The 17,164-nt window shown below is 66.0% G+C and carries 19 protein-coding genes; 8 read left to right on the top strand and 11 right to left on the bottom strand.

Going from position 1 to position 17,164, the window contains the following annotated elements; translation table 11 throughout:
• Nucleotides 1–18 precede the first annotated feature (18 nt).
• Nucleotides 19–1,950 (top strand): gamma-glutamyltransferase, encoded by a 1,932-nt coding sequence (ggt, locus tag CH276_RS10410; RefSeq protein ID WP_094629097.1) that lies wholly within the window; start codon nucleotides 19–21, stop codon nucleotides 1,948–1,950.
• A 19-nt stretch (nucleotides 1,951–1,969) separates the two neighbouring features.
• Here the strand turns inward: ggt and CH276_RS10405 are convergent, their stop codons facing one another.
• From CH276_RS10405 to CH276_RS10370, 8 genes are read right to left on the bottom strand one after another with little or no spacing between them, the layout of a single operon-like run.
• Entirely contained in the window at nucleotides 1,970–2,647 is a 678-nt protein-coding gene (locus CH276_RS10405; protein ID WP_032396871.1) for a response regulator, read from the bottom strand.
• Nucleotides 2,644–5,097 carry a sensor histidine kinase gene (locus tag CH276_RS10400; protein WP_094629096.1) on the bottom strand — a complete coding sequence of 818 codons (2,454 nt, stop codon included), beginning with the start codon at nucleotides 5,095–5,097 and terminating at the stop codon, nucleotides 2,644–2,646. The genes CH276_RS10405 and CH276_RS10400 overlap by 4 nt, the downstream gene beginning before the upstream one ends.
• Entirely contained in the window at nucleotides 5,081–5,737 is a 657-nt protein-coding gene (locus tag CH276_RS10395) for a potassium-transporting ATPase subunit C (RefSeq protein ID WP_094629095.1), read from the bottom strand. The genes CH276_RS10400 and CH276_RS10395 overlap by 17 nt, the downstream gene beginning before the upstream one ends.
• Before the next feature lie 2 nt (nucleotides 5,738–5,739).
• Complete coding sequence (gene kdpB, locus CH276_RS10390) at nucleotides 5,740–7,752, bottom strand: potassium-transporting ATPase subunit KdpB (protein WP_094629094.1); 2,013 nt, start codon at nucleotides 7,750–7,752, stop codon at nucleotides 5,740–5,742.
• Nucleotides 7,749–9,401, bottom strand: a complete 1,653-nt coding sequence (gene kdpA / locus CH276_RS10385) for a potassium-transporting ATPase subunit KdpA (RefSeq protein WP_094629093.1) — start codon at nucleotides 9,399–9,401, stop codon at nucleotides 7,749–7,751. Before kdpA ends, kdpB begins: the two co-directional genes overlap by 4 nt.
• 1 nt (nucleotide 9,402) lies before the next feature.
• The gene (locus CH276_RS10380) at nucleotides 9,403–9,516 is read right to left on the bottom strand and encodes a potassium-transporting ATPase subunit F (protein ID WP_230596946.1); all 114 of its coding nucleotides are present in this window, start codon (nucleotides 9,514–9,516) and stop codon (nucleotides 9,403–9,405) included.
• Between the two features lie 60 nt (nucleotides 9,517–9,576).
• Nucleotides 9,577–10,035: a hypothetical protein gene (locus tag CH276_RS10375; protein ID WP_045197616.1), complete on the bottom strand. Its 459-nt coding sequence runs from the start codon at nucleotides 10,033–10,035 to the stop codon at nucleotides 9,577–9,579.
• Nucleotides 10,020–10,577, bottom strand: a complete 558-nt coding sequence (locus tag CH276_RS10370) for an RNA polymerase sigma factor (RefSeq protein WP_094629092.1) — start codon at nucleotides 10,575–10,577, stop codon at nucleotides 10,020–10,022. Before CH276_RS10370 ends, CH276_RS10375 begins: the two co-directional genes overlap by 16 nt.
• 171 nt (nucleotides 10,578–10,748) lie before the next feature.
• Here CH276_RS10370 and CH276_RS10365 point away from each other — a divergent pair, with 171 nt between their 5' ends.
• From CH276_RS10365 to CH276_RS10335, 7 genes are read left to right on the top strand one after another with little or no spacing between them, the layout of a single operon-like run.
• The gene (locus CH276_RS10365) at nucleotides 10,749–11,237 is read left to right on the top strand and encodes an Asp23/Gls24 family envelope stress response protein (protein ID WP_032396878.1); all 489 of its coding nucleotides are present in this window, start codon (nucleotides 10,749–10,751) and stop codon (nucleotides 11,235–11,237) included.
• 11 nt (nucleotides 11,238–11,248) lie between these two features.
• The gene (locus tag CH276_RS10360; protein ID WP_032397315.1) at nucleotides 11,249–11,524 is read left to right on the top strand and encodes an Asp23/Gls24 family envelope stress response protein; all 276 of its coding nucleotides are present in this window, start codon (nucleotides 11,249–11,251) and stop codon (nucleotides 11,522–11,524) included.
• Nucleotides 11,525–11,528: 4 nt separating this feature from the next.
• On the top strand, nucleotides 11,529–11,813 hold the full coding sequence (locus CH276_RS10355; RefSeq protein ID WP_032396879.1) for a hypothetical protein: 285 nt from the start codon (nucleotides 11,529–11,531) through the stop codon (nucleotides 11,811–11,813).
• A 15-nt stretch (nucleotides 11,814–11,828) separates the two neighbouring features.
• Entirely contained in the window at nucleotides 11,829–12,008 is a 180-nt protein-coding gene (locus CH276_RS10350) for a hypothetical protein (protein WP_032397316.1), read from the top strand.
• The gene (locus CH276_RS10345; RefSeq protein WP_158462582.1) at nucleotides 12,001–12,369 is read left to right on the top strand and encodes an Asp23/Gls24 family envelope stress response protein; all 369 of its coding nucleotides are present in this window, start codon (nucleotides 12,001–12,003) and stop codon (nucleotides 12,367–12,369) included. Before CH276_RS10350 ends, CH276_RS10345 begins: the two co-directional genes overlap by 8 nt.
• Nucleotides 12,366–12,908, top strand: coding sequence for a DUF6286 domain-containing protein (locus CH276_RS10340; RefSeq protein ID WP_094629091.1), 543 nt, complete (start codon nucleotides 12,366–12,368; stop codon nucleotides 12,906–12,908). Before CH276_RS10345 ends, CH276_RS10340 begins: the two co-directional genes overlap by 4 nt.
• The gene (locus CH276_RS10335; protein ID WP_094629090.1) at nucleotides 12,905–13,483 is read left to right on the top strand and encodes a hypothetical protein; all 579 of its coding nucleotides are present in this window, start codon (nucleotides 12,905–12,907) and stop codon (nucleotides 13,481–13,483) included. Before CH276_RS10340 ends, CH276_RS10335 begins: the two co-directional genes overlap by 4 nt.
• On the opposite strand, the gene CH276_RS10330 is transcribed toward CH276_RS10335, so the two are convergent.
• Genes CH276_RS10330 through CH276_RS10320 form a run of 3 tightly spaced genes read right to left on the bottom strand, consistent with a single transcriptional unit; the run spans nucleotide 13,476 to nucleotide 17,116 of the window.
• Nucleotides 13,476–14,459 (bottom strand): endonuclease/exonuclease/phosphatase family protein, encoded by a 984-nt coding sequence (locus CH276_RS10330; RefSeq protein WP_094629089.1) that lies wholly within the window; start codon nucleotides 14,457–14,459, stop codon nucleotides 13,476–13,478. The two genes, CH276_RS10335 and CH276_RS10330, sit on opposite strands and share 8 nt — an antisense overlap.
• Nucleotides 14,460–14,473: 14 nt before the next feature.
• On the bottom strand, nucleotides 14,474–15,772 hold the full coding sequence (locus tag CH276_RS10325) for a lipase family protein (protein WP_094629088.1): 1,299 nt from the start codon (nucleotides 15,770–15,772) through the stop codon (nucleotides 14,474–14,476).
• Nucleotides 15,773–15,832: 60 nt separating this feature from the next.
• Nucleotides 15,833–17,116 carry an HNH endonuclease signature motif containing protein gene (locus CH276_RS10320; RefSeq protein WP_176459193.1) on the bottom strand — a complete coding sequence of 428 codons (1,284 nt, stop codon included), beginning with the start codon at nucleotides 17,114–17,116 and terminating at the stop codon, nucleotides 15,833–15,835.
• Nucleotides 17,117–17,164 lie beyond the last annotated feature (48 nt).

Below are 17,164 nucleotides of genomic sequence, written 5' to 3'. Positions count from 1 at the left end.
GGATGTTAGCGTCGGGCGGTGTCTGCAATAGGAGTGCACCGCTCGACTGTCCTTGCCTGTGCCCTGCTGCTGGTGCCGCTCGCCGCGTGCAGTAGCGGCGAGAGCACCGATCCCGACTCCGCGGCCGAGAACAGCTGTGTCCTCGGTGCCAGTGGAGGTACGCCTGTGAACGCGACGCCGAGCGCGAGTCCGGGCGACATCTCCACCAATCCCGAAGTGGCGACCGGGTATCGATCGAACATGAGCCCGGTGGAGACGCCTTCGTACTCCGTCTCGACCGCCAACCCGGTCTCCACCGAGGCCGCGTGTGCGGTTCTGCGCGACGGCGGCACCGCGGCCGACGCCCTGATCGTTGCGCAGACCGTGCTCGGCCTCGTCGAGCCGCAGTCCTCGGGCATCGGCGGCGGAGCCTTCCTGATGTACTACGACTCGGCCACCGGCGAAGTACAGAGCTACGACGGCCGCGAGACCGCTCCGATGAGTGCCACCGGGGACTATCTGCGGTACATCGACGACGTCAATCGCACTCTGCCGCAACCCGATGCCCGTTCCAGCGGGCGGTCGATCGGCGTTCCTGGAGTGCTGCGCATGCTCGAGCAGGCCCACGACGATCACGGGACCAAGCAGTGGGGCGACCTGTTCCAGCCCGCAATCGGTCTCGCCGACAACGGAATCGAGATCAGCCCGCGCATGGCGTCCTCCATTGCCGACTCGGCACCGAAGCTCGCCCTCGATCCCGCGTCCAAGGAGTACTTCCTGCAGCCGGACGGCACCGGCAAGCCGGCCGGGACGGTTCTGAACAACCCGGCGATGTCGAAGACGCTCTCCGCCATCGCAACCGGTGGTGCCGACGCCTTCTACACCGGTGACATCGCGCAGGCCATCGTCGATGCGACCGCCGACACCACCGCAGGCCGTACCCCCGGACAGATCACGCTGGAGGATCTCGCCGCGTACGAGCCCAAGACCCGTACGGCCGTGTGTACCGAGTACCGCGATCACGACATCTGCGGGATGCCCGGACCGTCCTCGGGCGGTATCGCGGTGGCGTCGACGATGGGCATTCTGTCGAACTTCGATCTGGCGCAGTACGCGCCGACGGGGATGGACGCCAACGGCGGAACCCCGACGGCCGAGGGCGTGCACCTGATCGCCGAGGCCGAGCGCCTCGCCTACGCCGATCGTGACAAGTACGTCGCCGATCCGGACTTCGTTCCCCTGCCCGGTGGGTCGCCCGATGCACTGCTCGATCCCGAATACCTCAGCGAGCGAGCAGGACTGATCGACGAGGGCAGGTCCATGGGCACAGCGCAGCCCGGCGACTTCGGCCCGGTGCAGTTCGCCTCGTCCACCGATCCCGAGTACGGCACCAGCCACATCTCCGTCGTCGACAGCCAGGGCAACGCGGCCTCGATGACGACGACCGTCGAGTCGGCCTTCGGCTCGTTCCACATGGTCGACGGCTTCCTGCTGAACAATCAGCTCACCGACTTCGCGGCATCACCGGTGGCCGAGGACGGCACGCCGGTGGCCAACCGCGTCGAGCCGGGCAAGCGTCCGCGCAGCTCGATGGCTCCGACGCTGGTCTTCGACCGGGGTGACGACGGTGCGCGCGGCGATCTGGTACTCGTCGCCGGCTCTCCCGGTGGTTCGGTGATCATCCAGTTCGTCGTCAAAACATTGGTGGGACTGCTCGATTGGGGCATGGATCCGCAGCAGGCGGTGTCGATGGTCGACTTCGGTGCGGCCAACACACCGTCGACCAATTACGGCGGCGAACACCCGAACGTCTCGGGCGAGAACGACCCGGTGGTCGCGGCGCTGCGCGAGATGGGCCACCAGGTGTCGGTCGCAGATCAGTCCAGCGGACTGAGTGCGCTACAGCGAACCGACGGTGGCTGGATCGGTGGAGCCGACCCCCGCCGCGAGGGTGAGGTACTCGGCGGATAGCCGCGAGCGCGGGTAGCGCTCAGGGCACGAATCGGTAACCCATACCGGTTTCGGTGATGAGGTGCACCGGGGAGGCCGGGTCACGTTCGAGTTTCTGTCGCAGTTGGCCGAGATAGATTCGTAGATAGTGCGTTTCGCGCTCGTGGCCGGGTCCCCAGACGGTGCGCAGAATGTCCTTCTGCGACACCAGCTTGCCCTCGTTGCGTACCAGCAGTTCGAGTACACCCCACTCGGTGCGGGTCAGGTGCACGTTCGCACCATCTCGCACAACGGTTTTCGTAGCGAGATCGACGGTGAAGTCCGCGGTGACGACGACGGGGTCGGCGACGGAGTGCGGTCCGCGGCGCAGTGCTGCGCGCAATCGGGCCAGCAGCTCGTCCATGCCGAAGGGCTTGGTGACGAAGTCGTCGGCACCGGCGTCGAGCGCTTCGACGGTATCTGCGGAATCGGTGCGCGCCGAGAGCACCAGGATCGGTACGTCGCTCCAGCCGCGGAGCCCGGCGATCACGTCGATTCCGTCGATGTCGGGCAGTCCGAGGTCGAGAATCACGATGTCCGGGTGGAAGTTCGCGGCCACCCGCAGCGCCTCACCGCCGCTCGCCGCGCTGACCACCTCGAACCCACGCACATTGAGATTGATTCGCAACGCCCGCACGATCTGCGGCTCGTCGTCGACGACGAGCACCCGCACCTTCACCTGCCCGCCGCCTTCAACTCGACCGTCATCGTCAGCCCGCCGCCGACGGTGTTCGATGCCGTGACGGTACCGCCCATCGCACGCACGAATCCCCGCACCACCGACAATCCGAGCCCGACGCCCACCGAGTTGTCCCGATCACCGAGACGTTGGAACGCGTCGAACATCGTGTCCTCGGCACCCTCGGCGATGCCGGGTCCGTGGTCGGCGACGGAGATACTGGCCCACTCACCGTGCGCGGCGGCACTGACGGTGATGTCGCCGACGGGGGCGTAGCGGGCACTGTTGTTCACCAAATTCGCGAGCACCCGTTCGAGCAGGCCCGGGTCGGCCAGTACCTCCACATCGCCCACCTCGACACGCACTCGGTCGTCCGCTCCGACCAGTGCGCCACCGAGCACGTCGTCGACGAACACCGGACGCAGGCTCGGCTGCACGACGCCTGCCTGAAGCCGCGAGGAATCGAGCAGATTGCTCACCAGAGCGGTCAACTGATCGGCCGATTCGTCGATGGTCGCGAGCAATTCGTCGGTGTCCTCGGGCGAGAACTGAACGTCGGTGCTGCGCAGAGACGAGGATGCCGCCTTGACCGCCGACAGTGGTGTCCGCAGATCGTGGCTGACGGCCGAGAGCAATGCTCGACGCAACGCGTCGGCCTCGGCGAGAGCGTTGGCTCGGCTGGCCTCCTCGGCGAGACGGCCCTGCCGAACCATGCCGGCGGCCTGGTTGGCCACTGCCGCGAGTACCCGCCGATCGTGCGCGTGTGTGCGTTCGCCGACGAGCAACAACGTGAAGTCGCCCGCGTCGACCTCGGTGTCGGCCCCGGCACGATCGACGGGAGCCTGCGCACCTGCGCTACCGACGATGGACCCGGACTGGTTGTCCCACAGAGCCACTCCGCTCTGGCGGTACGTTTCGCGGGCGCGTTCGAGCAGGGCGGTCAGGTCGGCTCCGCGCAGCACCGATCCGGCGAACAGCGTCAACAGTTCGGCTTCCTGGGTCGCCCGCCGTGCCTGACGCGTGCGTCGGGCTGCCGCGTCGACGAGGGCAGCGACGGCGACGGCGACGAGGAGCAGCACGACGGTGACGACGAAGTTGTCGGGCTCGGCGATGGTGAGGCTGTATCGGGGGGTGGTGAAGAAGTAGTTGAGCAGGAAGCCCGCGATCAGCGCCGACAGTGCCGCCGGCGCAACCCCTCCCAGCAGTGCGACGCACAGCACCACCATGAAGAACAGAGCGCTCTCACCGCTCGAGTCGAAGTCCGGACCGACCGTGCTCAGCACTGCCGCGGCCAGGCAGGGCACCAGAACAGCGGCGACCCACGCCAGAATGCGGCGCCGTCCCGAGTCGACCTGCACCCCCCATCGCCGGGCCTGCTCGTCGTGAGTAACCATGTGCACGTCGATCTTTCCCGAGTTCTGCACCACTGCCGCGCCGATGCCCTCGTCCAGGATTCGGGCGGCACGTGACCGTCTCGAGGTGCCGATCACCAGCTGGGTCGCGTTGACACCGCGGGCGAAGTCGAGCAGGGTCGACGGCACGTCGTCGCCGACGACGCTGTGAACGCTGGCCCCGAGACCGGCGGCGAGCTTGCGCACCGAACCCATCTGCGGTGCCGACACACCCATCAACCCGTCACCTCGGACGATGTGCAGCACCATCAGCTCCGCACTGGACTTCGAGGCGATCCGACTCGCTCGGCGGAGCAGCGTTTCCGATTCCGGGCCTCCGGTCACCGCCACCACCACGCGCTCGCGTGCCTCCCACGTGTCGGTGATGCGATTGTCCTTGCGGTACTTCACCAGTGCCGCGTCGACCTGATCGGCGATCCACAGTAGTGCGAGCTCACGCAGGGCGGTGAGGTTGCCACCGCGGAAGTAGTTGCTCAGTGCGGCGTCGACCTTCTCGGCAGCGTAGACGTTGCCGTGTCGCAACCTGCTGCGCAGCGCCTCGGGGGTGATGTCGACCAACTCGACCTCGTCGGCGGCTCGAACGACGCTGTCGGGCACCGTCTCCCGTTGCGGCACTCCGGTGATCTGCTGCACCACGTCGTTGAGCGATTCGAGGTGCTGCACGTTGAGGGTGGAGATGACGTCGATGCCCGCGTCGAGCAGTACCTCGACGTCCTGCCACCGCTTGCCGTGCACACTCCCCGGCGTGTTGGTGTGCGCCAGTTCGTCGACGAGCACCACCTGCGGCTGTCGGGCCAGGACGGCGTCGAGGTCCAGTTCCTGCGCCGAGGACCCGCGATAGTGGACGGTCGCCATCGGCAGCACTTCGATGCCGTCGAGTGCGTCTATCGTCCGCGCGCGGCCGTGGGTCTCGACCACCGCGGCCACGACGTCGCAACCACGGCTCCGCAGTCGGTGCGCCTCGCCGAGCATGGCGTAGGTCTTGCCGACGCCGGGTGCCGCGCCGAGGTAGATCCGCAGCTCACCCCTGTCCGCCACAGCCTGTCTCCTCACCCGGCCGGTATGTGTCCCGTAGTGCCAGGTTCAACTCCGGAACGTTCACCGCTTCGGCACCGAGTACACCGTACTGCGGTCCGTGGGTGTACTCGGCGACCAGAGCCTCGACATCGGTCACCGACGCTCCGTTGACCTGCGCCACGCGCGCGACCTGGATGGCCGCATACGCGGGACTGATGTCGGGATCGATACCCGAGCCGGAACCTGTGACGGCGTCGGGCGGTACCGCCGACGGGTCGACGTTCTCGCGGTCGGCGATGGCGACGCGGCGTTGCTCGACGAACGACGCCAGGACCTCGCTGGACGGTCCCTGATTGGTCGGCAGCGCAGCCGCGGGATCCCCGGGGGCGAACGGGTCGTCGTCCGACACCGACCCGGTGACGCGGGTGTGGAAGTACGGATCCGGCTCTCCCGGAGCGACCTGCGGATCGACGCCGATCAGCGAGCTTCCGACGACGCAGCCCTCGGCGTCGCGCAGCGGCGAACCCTCGGCGGAGTCGGTGCCGATGCGGCTGATGCCCCAGACCACGGCCGGGTAGCCGATGCCGAGAATGACGGTCAATGCCAGCAGCACTGCGAAGCCTGCCACGACCTGGCGGAGAAATCCCTGTACGAAGCGCATGGTCAGCCTATCCCTGGAATGTGTCGAACGAGTAGATCGATGAGCCAGATCCCGACGAAGGGGCTGATGACGCCGCCGACGCCGTACACCAACAGATTTCGGCGCAGCAGTGCTGCCGCCGAGGCCGGGGTGTACCGAACACCTTTGAGCGCCAACGGAATCAGTGCGACGATCACCAGCGCATTGAAGATCACCGCCGACAGGATCGCCGATTCCGGCGTCGCAAGATGCATGATGTTCAGTCCACCCAGCTGCGGATAGACGGTGGAGAACATCGCCGGCAGAATCGCGAAGTACTTCGCCAGATCGTTGGCGAGGGAGAACGTCGTCAGCGCGCCACGGGTGATAAGGAGCTGCTTGCCGATCTCGACGATCTCGATCAGTTTGGTCGGGTCGGAATCGAGGTCGACCATGTTGCCGGCTTCCTTGGCCGCAGAGGTGCCGGTGTTCATCGCGACACCGACGTCGGCCTGCGCCAGAGCCGGGGCGTCGTTGGTACCGTCGCCGGTCATCGCGACCAGCCTGCCGCCCTCCTGCTCCTGCCGGATGAGCGTGAGCTTGTCCTCGGGGGTCGCCTCGGCCAGGTAGTCGTCGACGCCTGCCTCGGCGGCAATGGCCTTGGCGGTGAGTGGATTGTCGCCGGTGACCATCACCGTCCGAATACCCATGGCGCGCAGTTGAGCGAACCGCTCGGCGATGCCCGGCTTGACCACATCGGAGAGTTCGACGACGCCGAGAGCGCGGGCAGCAGAACCGGTTTCGCGGATGGCAACCACCAGCGGGGTACCGCCGTTCTGGGCGATGTCGTGCACGGTGGCGTCGAGGTCCGCTGTGCCGCCGCCCTCACGGATCCAGCCGTAGACCGAATCTGCTGCACCCTTGCGGATCTCCATGCCCGGTAGATCCAGACCGCTCATCCGGGTCTGCGCGGTGAAGGCCACGAACTCGCCGCGCTCGGATTCGCTTTCTGTCGTTACGGATTCGAAGTCACGCTCGACCAGTTCGACGATGCTGCGCCCCTCGGGGGTACCGTCGGCCAACGACGACAACCGGGCGGCGCGCGCCAGCTCGACGGCATCGATGCCCGTAGCCGGGTGCAGTCCGGTCGCGCGCCGATTACCGAAGGTGATGGTTCCGGTCTTGTCCATCAGCAACGTGTCGATGTCGCCTGCCGCCTCGACGGCACGGCCGGACATCGCCAGTACGTTGCGTTGCACCAATCGGTCCATTCCCGCGATGCCGATGGCCGAGAGCAGTGCCCCGATGGTCGTCGGAATCAGGCAGACCAACAGCGCGATCAGCTGGATGGGATCCTGCTGCTGCCCTGCGTAATCGGACATCGGACCGATGGCCACCACCGCGAAGAGAAACACGATCGTCAGCGAGGCGAGCAGGATGTTCAGAGCGATCTCGTTCGGCGTCTTCTGCCGAGCCGCGCCCTCGACGAGGGCGATCATCCGATCCACGAACGTCTCACCCTGGGCTGCAGTGATTTTCACGACGATCTCGTCGGAGAGCACGATGGTGCCGCCGGTGACGGCGGATCGATCGCCGCCGGACTCGCGGACCACGGGTGCCGACTCGCCGGTGATTGCTGATTCGTCGACGGTGGCGATGCCCTCGATGACGTCACCGTCACCGGGGATGACCTCGCCTGCCGAGACGATCACCTCGTCGCCGACATTCAGTTCCGCACCGGCCACCTCGGTGACGACGAATTCGGCACCGGAGGGAGTGCGTCGTCGAGCAACGGTGTCCTGCTTCACTTTACGTAAGCTTGCTGCCTGAGCCTTGCCGCGCCCTTCGGCGACGGACTCGGCGAGGTTGGCGAAGAGCACGGTGAACCACAACCACCCGGTGACGAACCACGCGAACACCGACGGTTCGGCGATGGAGAGGACGGTGGTGACGATGGAGCCGAGGAAGACGACGAACATGACCGGGTTGCGGGCCAAGTGCCGTGGATCGAGTTTGCGGAACGCTCCGGGTACGGCCGTTCTCAGTGACAGGTTCATTGCATGGCCTCTGCTATGGGTCCGAGAGCAAGTGCGGGGAAGAAGGTGAGGGCGGCGACGAGGATCGCGGTACCGATCAGCAAGCTGCCGAACAGCGGACCGTCGGTGGGGAGGGTTCCTGCGTTCGGTGCGCTGCGTTTGGTCGTCGCCAGTGAGCCGGCCAGCGCCAGTACGAAGACGATCGGCAGGAAGCGGCCGAGCAGCATGGCGATGCCGAGGGAGATCTGGAACCAGTCGCTGGTCACCGTCAGTCCACCGAAGGCGCTGCCGTTGTTGTTGGACGCCGACGCATACGCGTAGAGCACCTCGGTGAACCCGTGGATGCCGGGATTGCCCTGATAACTCGTGGTGGATTCGAGAATCACGGTGATGGACGTGCCGACGAGCACGAGGATCGGCATCACCAGTACCGACAGCGCGGCCATCGTGATGGCGCGTCGGCCCAGTTTCTTGCCGAGGAATTCCGGGGTCCGGCCGACGAGGAGCCCACCGACGAAGACGGCGATGACCGCGAGCACGAGCAACCCGTACAGACCGGTGCCGACACCGCCGGGAGCGATCTCGCCGAACAGCATGTTCAGCAGCACGGCACCGCCGCCGAGCGCGGACATGCTGTCGTGCGCGGAATTGACTGCGCCGGTGGATGTTCCGGTGGTGGAGACGGCGAACAACGCCGAGGCCGGAATGCCGAAGCGTACTTCCTTGCCTTCCATCATCGCGCCTGCAGCCGTTGCCGCGGCTCCGCGAGTACCGGACTCGGCATAGAGGGTGACCGCCAGCAGGACTCCCCACAGTGTTGCCATCACCGCAAGCAACGTCAGACCCTGCTTGCGGTTGCCGATCATGGTGCCGAAGGTGCGGGTGAGTGCAACCGGGATCAACAGCAGAGAGATGATCTGCACGATGTTGGTCAGCGGGGTCGGGTTCTCGAACGGATGCGCGGAGTTGGCCGCGAGAATGCCGCCGCCGTTGGTGCCGATTTCCTTGATCGCCTCCTGGGAGGCAACGGGCGCAAGCGCATTGGTGACCGTCTGTCCGTCCAGGCCGGTCGAGGTGAAGCCGGTGGAGAAGGACATGATGGTGCCCTGCGTCAGTAGGATGACGGCCACCAGCAGCGAGAGCGGCAGCAGAATGCGCAGCGTTCCGCGGGTGAGATCGACCCAGAAGTTGCCGAGTTCACCGCCTGTGGACACACGTACGAAGCCGCGGATGACGGCGATCGCGACGGCGAGACCGACTGCGGCGGAGACGAAGTTCTGCACCGCAAGGCCCAGCGGCTGCGTCAGGTTCGACAGCGTGGTCTCGGGGACGTACGACTGCCAGTTGGTGTTGGTGACGAACGACGCCGCGGTGTTGAAGGCCATCGCCGGGCTGACCCCCGACAGGCCCCCGTTCAGCGGCAACACGCCTTGGATCCGCTGGAGTACGAACAGGAACACGACGCCGGCGAACGAAAACCCGAGCAGGCTGGTGGAGTAGCCGACCCACGTCTGTTCCGAGGACGAATTCACCCGGGCCACCCGATAGAGCAGACGCTCGACACGCGTGTCGTGGGACGAGTCGAACACCCGGGCCATGTAGTCGCCGAGCGGCACGTACGCCACGGCCAGGACGACGATCACAGCGCAGATTTGGAAGAACCCAACCACGTCAGAACCTCTCCGGATCGAGGAGAGCGACGAACAGGTACACCGCGACGAACGCGGCCACCGTGAGACAGAGCAATTCGGTCATTGCTCGATCCTGGATCCCGCTACCGGCCACAGCCGGTTTCCTTACGCTTTCTTACGACCGCAACCAGCGGCTATGACGCAATATTTACGCCTACCGCTCCTCGATGTCGTCGACGCGTATCTCCACCACATCGCGATCGAGAGTGACGCCGAGCAGATCCGAGACGACATCGATCGCGATGGTCGCCAGCTCGTCTCCCGCAGCCTGCAGGTCGTCGCCGTACACCCCGATCACCGCGACGAACAGACCGATGCAGGCGTGGTCGTCGAGATGGAGGTCGATCTCGGTCGGCTGCGCACCGTGAACGTCCGCCAGAGCACGACGGAGCGTGGTCTTGACGATGTGGTCGCTGACCTGCAGGGAGTCCTGCGGATCGGCGCCGGAGCCGGCAGGAAAGGCGCTGTCGACGGGCCACGTACGCCTGGTCGTATTACGGACCTTCGAGATGATGGATGCGCTGATATCCACCCAATTCGGTTCCTGAGGTGCGTCCCGAAGTTCGGTGGCAGCACGCGCGAGAACCGAATCCGGCTCTACTGGGTTCGCCATGTTGCCAACCTTTCGCTCAATGTTGCTCGTGCTCTGGTCAACTGACCACGTACCGCTCCTGCGGACAACGTCATGATCGCGCCGATCTCCGGGTGAGTCAGGCCCTCGACCTCGCGGAGCAGCCAGCAGGCTCGCTGGCGGTAGGGCAGTTCGGCCAGTGCGACTCCGAGTTCGGTCATGAAACTGTCGGCCTCGACATCCGCCTCGGGATCACTGCCCGCCCCGGTGCTCTTTCGCTCGAATACCCAATCTTCTGCGGGAGGAACGCTGCGACGTCGTCGATGATCGATCACTTTGTGCGACACCAACGAGAACAACCATGTTCGCAGAGCCGAGTCGCCTCGAAAGTTGTCCAGCCCCTTCCACGCTGCGACGAACGCGTCCTGCACCACCTCCTCGGCCGCACCCTGATCGGACAGCATGTTTCGCGCGTACCGAAACATCTCCGGACCGTAGCGCCGGACGATCTCCTCGAACGCATCCGTCTCGCCGAGCGCGGCTGCGCCGACGAGTACGCGGTCCGATGCATCAACCCACTCCATCGGGCCCCCAGTTCACGTAGCGGTCATCGATCACGCATGTCTTCGATACCGGTTTACCAACGGACGTAATCTATGACGTAGATCACTTTATTCGGACGTGCGTTTCGACCATCGAGCTACGACCAACTCCTGTCACACACTCTGCACGACATCCAACGAAGAGAGGCATTCATGAGCTCCACGACGGACACCAAGGCAACCGTATCCGCAGCAGGCGAGGGAAAGACCGACATCACCACCAAGTCGGATTCCGTGCTCGTCAGCTCGCAGGGCCGCACCACCATTGCCGACACCGTCGTCTCCAAGATCGCCGGTATCGCCACCCGTGAGGTCCAGGGCGTCCACGCCGTCGGCGGCGGAGCGAGCCGCGCGATCGGTGCCCTGCGCGAGCGCATCCCCGGTGCCCGCGTCAACCAGTCGCAGGGCGTCTCGGTGGAGGTCGGCGAGCGTCAGGCCGCAGTCGACATCGACATCGTCGCCGACTACGGCGTCTCCATCGCAGACCTCGCAGCGGGCATTCGTCGCAACGTCATCAACGCCGTCGAGCGTATGACCGGTCTCGAGGTCACCGAGGTCAACATCGTCGTTCACGACATCTACCTCGACGACGGCTCGGACGACGAGGAGACCACCGAGGCTCCCTCCACCCGAGTGCAGTGACCGATCCGCACATGACGGAGCGTGACAGGTCCGAGGACATCGCCGACGCCGTACTGGCGGTCGACGGTGTCGTCGGGCTGCACGGCGGCATGTTCGGCGAAGCAGCTACCTACCTTCCCGGACGACGCATCGCCGGCATCCGGATCGGCGACGAAGGCACCGAGGTTCACGTCACTCTCGAGTTCGGGGTAGCGGTACGCGAAACCGCCGACGCCGTGCGCAGCACAGTGGCAGCGATGGTCGACGGGCCCGTGCACGTCACCGTCGAGGACATTGTGCGAGTCTGACCAGGTGAACGAGCATGCAGCGCACGACCGAGCCGCCGCCTACAAGGCGGCTCGGCGCGCTGTGGCGCGCGAACACCACCCGGATCTCGGTGGAGATCCGGCTCGCTACATGGCCGAACTCGCCGAGGTCGACAGACGCTTCGCCGTACTTCCCTCGACTCCGACCAATGCGGCGAGCGCGCCGACGGCATTCCGCGCCTCGCCGATTCCGTCCCCGCTACGCACTCTGCCCAAGCGGATCGCTCGGATCCGCAAACGCGTCACCAGGCGCAACTACTTCGAACTCTGAGTGGAGATCAACACCATGACCACTGCAACCATCGGTTTGTTCGTGGGACTTCTGCTGGCCATCGCCGCAGCGGCCGGCGGTTTCACCGGCTTCCTCATCGCCATCGTGCTCGGCGGCCTCGGATTCTTCGTCGGCCGCTACGTCGACGGCGAACTGGACCTGAACTCGATCATGCGTGGTCGCGGTCGTGACTGAGACAGCTGCTGTAGACCCCGGTGAGCGCGGCTCTCTGGAGATCAAGCACAAGGCCGTCGAGCGACTCGCCGTCCTCGCTGCCCGCAGCACCGACGCGGTCGCCGGACCCCAGCCCGGACTGCGGGTCCTGGGTGGGCGTGACCTACCCAAGGCCGACGTGACGATCAGCGGCTCCCGCGTTCGCGCTCAGGTCGCGGTAGCGGTCACCTGGCCCTCGCCGCTGGCGAAGGTAGCCGCTGACGTTCGCGCCGCAGTCGCACGAGACCTGTCCGAACTGGGCATCTACACCGTCGACCGAGTCGATGTCACCGTCCAATGCGTACCCGCCGAGACCACCCGTGAAGAAGGGAGAGTGCAATGAGCGAGAAGGCAAGCAAGAAGCCGGTAGCCAATCCCACCGCAGCCGTACCCGCAATCCTGTTCGCGCTCGTCCTCATCGGTGCCGGCGTGGTCCTCGGCCGCGAGGCGCTGCTGAACCTGGGTGCCATCGACGGCCCCGAGTGGGTCGGCCCCGCCGCCACGAGCCTGGACGGACTCACCGCGCAGCCGTGGATGCTGCCGGGAGGAATCGCGGCAGTCGTGGTCGGGTTCGTTCTCGTCATCGCTGCACTGCGTCCTCGGCGACGCACCCACCGAGCCCTCTCCGAGCAGGACGTCTGGCTCCGCAAGGGCGACGTCGCAACCGTTGCCCGCACCGCCGCACTCGACAGCGTCGGCGTCGATTCCGCAACCGCCAAGGCCGGCAACAAGAAGGTCACCGTCGCGGTGGCCACCGTCGCCGGCACGGACACCGCGGAGCTGAAGTCCTCGGTCGTCACCTCCGTGGACGACGCCCTCCGCCCACTCGCGTCGGCTCCCAAGGTCCGCACCCGAGTGCGAACGACAGGACAAGCATCGTGAAACGCGCAACCGCTTCGGTCGACCGAACCAGCACCGCCGTCGTCGGCCTCGCCCTGATCGCCCTCGGCGGCGGAGCAATTGCCTGGGAGCAAGGAAGGTTTCCCGGCCGCGAACGTCTCGACGCGGCCTTCGTCGACACCGCCGTCGACGCAGGCTGGTGGCCCTGGGCTCTCGCAGCAGCCGCCATCGTCCTCGTGCTGCTCGGTCTGTGGTGGCTCCTCGCGCACCTGCCGCGACGTTCGGTCGGCACCGTCGCCTTCGCGTCGTCAGCGGATGCAGATGTCGACGGCCGACTCAGCGTCGACCTGGGAACCGCTGCCCGGAGCGCCGCGAAATCCCTGGCCGCTCACGAGGGCGTCGTATCGGCGACCGGCCGTTCGGTGTCCGATCGCGGTCAGAGAGTCGTCGAGATCACCGCGACGCTCGACCCCGCGGTGACGTCCCTCGACAAGGTGGCAGGCGCAGCGGCGCAGACGCGCAACGACATCGTGACGTCCCTCGACGGAACACCGGCGGCCGTCCGAATCCTGCTGCAGTGCGGCAAGTCTCGGAAACAGGTCGTTCGCGTCAGCTGACGCCTGCGGAGAACTCGATCTCCCCGATCAACCCATGGTGGTCCGATCCGGGGAGATCGATTCGTTCCAGAGAACGAGCACGACCGGTGTTGGTGAGAATGTGGTCGATCCCGACGACGGCGGGGGTTCCCTTGTCGGTGGGGTACGTGGGAATCAGCCCCTTCCCCAATTGCGCTGCGACGTCGGAATATCCGGCATCGAGTAGGTTGCGGAACTTCTTGTGCGAATATGTCGTGTTGAAGTCGCCGCTGACGATCACCGGACCGCTGCCCGCCGCCGCCGCCAGATCGTTTCGGAGCGTGTCCAATTCGGCGGTCCAGATGTCGGCCGGGGTGATGTAGGCGGCACCGGGATGCACGGCCAGCAGCGTGACCGGCTCGGAACCGGGGATCTCGACCTCGGTGGCGAGATTCACCGGGCCGTACCCGTCGAGCTCACGGTTGTCCGAGATCGGGTAACGGCTGTAGATTCCGGCTCCGCCGCCGCCTGTCACGTACGGCTGGAGGTAGCTGTAAGGGAAGAGCTCCTCCATGCCGGCGTCGCGGAGGCCGACCACCGACGCGTCGGTCAGTTCCTGGATCGTGACGACGTCGACGGAGTGATCGCGGGCCTGACCGACCACGACAGTCGGATCGGCCAGCCCGATCATCAGGTTCGCCTGCATCACACGCAGCCGCACGCCCTCGCTGCCCGTCGCGTCCTCGGGTGCCGCGTCCGCTATGTAGAGCGGTGCGTAGGCGAATGCGCCTGCGGCAAGCACCAGCGCAGAAACTCCCGCCAGGACCCAGCGCCGACCGATCAGCGCCACCAGGGCACCGACCACGACAGCGATGAACATCAACGGAACGAACGACGCCAGCGCGATCAGGACGTTGACCCGGGTGTCGGTGTAGTAGACGCCCAGTGCGACGAGCCCGGTCACGATGCCCAGAATGGCGATCGTTCCGGTGAGAATTCGTATCCAGGTTCGTTGCATCGAACCGAGGGTAGCTACGCCCGGATGCCGATGACCAACGCTGTGATGGTCGTCCAGGTCAGCGACAACAATCCACGCACCGCCGAGAACGAGAACGCCGTGGACCACACCGTACGCGTCGACGGTTCCTCGACCGGAAGTCCGGCGAATCGATCGGCCAGCCAATCCAGCGTCAGTGGCGCACTGAGCGGGTGCAGCGACAGGTGTTCGCTCAGCCGATCCCGTAGATAGGTCACGTGCGCACCGGCCTCGATGTACCGATCCACCTGCCCGTCCACGTCGTCGACGGCGATGATCTGATCGTGCACCGACTGGACGACCAGCAACGGAGCCGTCGGAGCCGTTCGTCCCGGCTGGATATCCAGGAACACCTGCACGATCTCGGGCAGCGCCAACAGATCGGCCAGCGGAACGTCGATGTAGTGGTCCAGGTCGTGTCGAGCCAGTTTGCTCACCGCACGCACGGTCGTCATCGACTCGACGGAATCGAGAATGCGCATTCCGTCCTCGTTGACGTGCTCGCGAATCACCCGATCGAGCTCGGGGTAGGTGCGCCGTAGGCCCGCCACCACCAGCGTCGGCAACGCTGCGTGCAGCGTCGCATTGAGCCGGGTGAACGCCGACCCCGGATCTCCGACGGGCGAGCCGAGAGCGGCACCGACCACCTCGATCTCAGGCGCGTACTCCGGCGCCATCTCCGCCGCCCAGGACGTCGCGAGTCCGCCGCCCGAGTAGCCCCACAGCGCAACCGGCGTACTCGAATGCAGGTCGAGCGGCTCGAACGACAACGCCGCGCGAACGGCGTCGAGCGTGCAGAACCCGGGTTCCTGCGGCGAACCCCAATGTCCGTCGGGACCCTCGTGATCCGGGATCGAGATGGTCCACCCACGGCGCAAGGCATGAAGTACAAGCAGGAACTCGAACTGCGGAACGGCACCTAACGCCCAGGAACCACGCCGAAGCGCGTACGACGGGAAACACGAGGACGCGACGCCGTCGATCGCACACTGATACGACAGCAGAACCGGTTCGGCGTTGCGCGGACGCAACACCGTCGTGACGCTGGCCTGGGGAAACCCGCCGAGATCAGCGGTGCGATAGAGCAGCTGCCACGCGTCGACGCGCTGGCGTATGCGACCGAACATCGCGACCTCGACCGGCCGCACCTTCAGAATCGTCCCGGGTGGAGCTGCCTCGTATCCCTCGGGCGCTGCATAGAAGGGATCGTCCTCGGGCCTGGTCGCGTCACTGCAGCTCGGTGCTCGTTCCACCGGCCAGGGCTGTTCGTCCCCCAATGATCTGTCGACGCTCATGTCCCACCGCTTCTTGTCCGAGTCTCGTCGTCACACTAACTTGCCCTCGACGACGCCGTTTCATGCAGCCCGCTGCCAATTGGTGATCAGGACATCGGTCGCGTAGCTGAGATCGAGGCCTTCGCCACCCCAGTCCGGAACGATGGCGTCGGGTGCGATACCGCCGTACTGTCGCCTGATTTCGTCGGCGTCTCCCGACATCGCGGGAGCGTGGATGATCTCGGTTCCCGAGGGATGGCGAAACGAGAAGCGTTGATCGCCAAGGGCTTCGATGAAGAAATATCCGTCGTGCAGCGCACGATGGTGTTCGCCGCACAGCAGGACCAGGTTGTCGAGTGACGTCGCACCTCCCCGTGAGCGATAGGTGACGTGGTGAGCATGCAGAAATCGGGTGCGGCCGCACCCGGGTACCGTGCAGCATCGATCCCGAATGATCAACTGACGCAATTGGGTTCGGCTCGGGACTTTCGCCGTCGAACTCCACCGCACAGTTCTACCCAGCCGGCCGTGGCCGACGGTCCGCATGACCGCGGAACACAGCACCTGAGCGAGGGTCTCGTCGTCGAGGCCTGGCCCGTCGTCGAAATGAGCGTCGTCGGACCCTGCTTCGTCGACCCCACCGATGTGCACCAGCACCTCGGCAGCAGGAGAGACGACCGGTGAATCCATCGCAGCGCAGACCATCTCGGCCATGGCAATCATCGCCGGCACCGGGTTGGGCGGTGCCGGGGCCGCCCGGTCACCCTCGGATTCGCCGTCGGTCCTGGTGCGCTCGTAGTCCGCCCTGGTCAATGCAGCGAGAAACCGCTTGCCGTCCTCGGGCCGAAAGCGGGCCGTCAGCACGAGCGAGCCGTCGTCCTCGTCCCAGCGCCACCGCCCAGCGCAAGGGTCGAGGTCGACGCCGTTTCCCTTGGTCGGACGCATCGCCTTCTTCAGACCACGGCAGAGGCGTTCGATGTGCGCAGCCGGGGCGTCGAGCGCCTTCTGCAGCAACGACGCCTCGTTCTCGGCCGTCGCAACGCGAGTCATCGCGCGCACCTTCGAGTACGAGATGGTGCCGTTCAGATACGCCGAGGTGATCAGCGGCAGCTCTCGCATGGCCTTGGCCACGCGCACCTGCTCACGAGCGGTGTGCAGATCGACCCCCGCACGCCACGACAACCAGTGCGCACAGGACCGCACTTCCCAACCCGCCCATCCGCGTCGCGCATCGAACTCGCCCACCAGAATCAGATACTGCGCCGACGCCGCCGCGATCCGACCTGCCAGAGCGCAGATTTCGGTCTCGATTTCCTTCGTCTCGATCCGCCCCGCCTCGGATCCCGCGTCGGCGATGTCGATCATGAACGCCCCCATTCATCGAATGCATGTTCGAGGAATGTACGACGAGGC

Origin of the sequence: Rhodococcus sp. 06-470-2 (genome assembly GCF_002258235.1) — a bacterium.
GTDB lineage: Bacteria > Actinomycetota > Actinomycetes > Mycobacteriales > Mycobacteriaceae > Rhodococcoides.
This window is presented reverse-complemented; position numbering and strand designations above follow the sequence as displayed.

Excerpts from the sequence above, each read along its gene's own strand:
- kdpB (WP_094629094.1), bottom strand. The coding sequence starts at position 7,752 with ATGAACCTGTCACTGAGAACGGCCGTACCCGGAGCGTTCCGCAAACTC.
- CH276_RS10330 (WP_094629089.1), bottom strand. The coding sequence starts at position 14,459 with ATGCAACGAACCTGGATACGAATTCTCACCGGAACGATCGCCATTCTG.
- CH276_RS10370 (WP_094629092.1), bottom strand. The coding sequence starts at position 10,577 with ATGGAGTGGGTTGATGCATCGGACCGCGTACTCGTCGGCGCAGCCGCG.
- CH276_RS10340 (WP_094629091.1), top strand. The coding sequence starts at position 12,366 with ATGAGCGAGAAGGCAAGCAAGAAGCCGGTAGCCAATCCCACCGCAGCC.
- CH276_RS10360 (WP_032397315.1), top strand. The coding sequence starts at position 11,249 with ATGACGGAGCGTGACAGGTCCGAGGACATCGCCGACGCCGTACTGGCG.
- CH276_RS10375 (WP_045197616.1), bottom strand. The coding sequence starts at position 10,035 with ATGGCGAACCCAGTAGAGCCGGATTCGGTTCTCGCGCGTGCTGCCACC.
- CH276_RS10350 (WP_032397316.1), top strand. The coding sequence starts at position 11,829 with ATGACCACTGCAACCATCGGTTTGTTCGTGGGACTTCTGCTGGCCATC.
- CH276_RS10320 (WP_176459193.1), bottom strand. The coding sequence starts at position 17,116 with ATGATCGACATCGCCGACGCGGGATCCGAGGCGGGGCGGATCGAGACG.
- CH276_RS10395 (WP_094629095.1), bottom strand. The coding sequence starts at position 5,737 with ATGCGCTTCGTACAGGGATTTCTCCGCCAGGTCGTGGCAGGCTTCGCA.
- CH276_RS10365 (WP_032396878.1), top strand. The coding sequence starts at position 10,749 with ATGAGCTCCACGACGGACACCAAGGCAACCGTATCCGCAGCAGGCGAG.
- CH276_RS10325 (WP_094629088.1), bottom strand. The coding sequence starts at position 15,772 with ATGAGCGTCGACAGATCATTGGGGGACGAACAGCCCTGGCCGGTGGAA.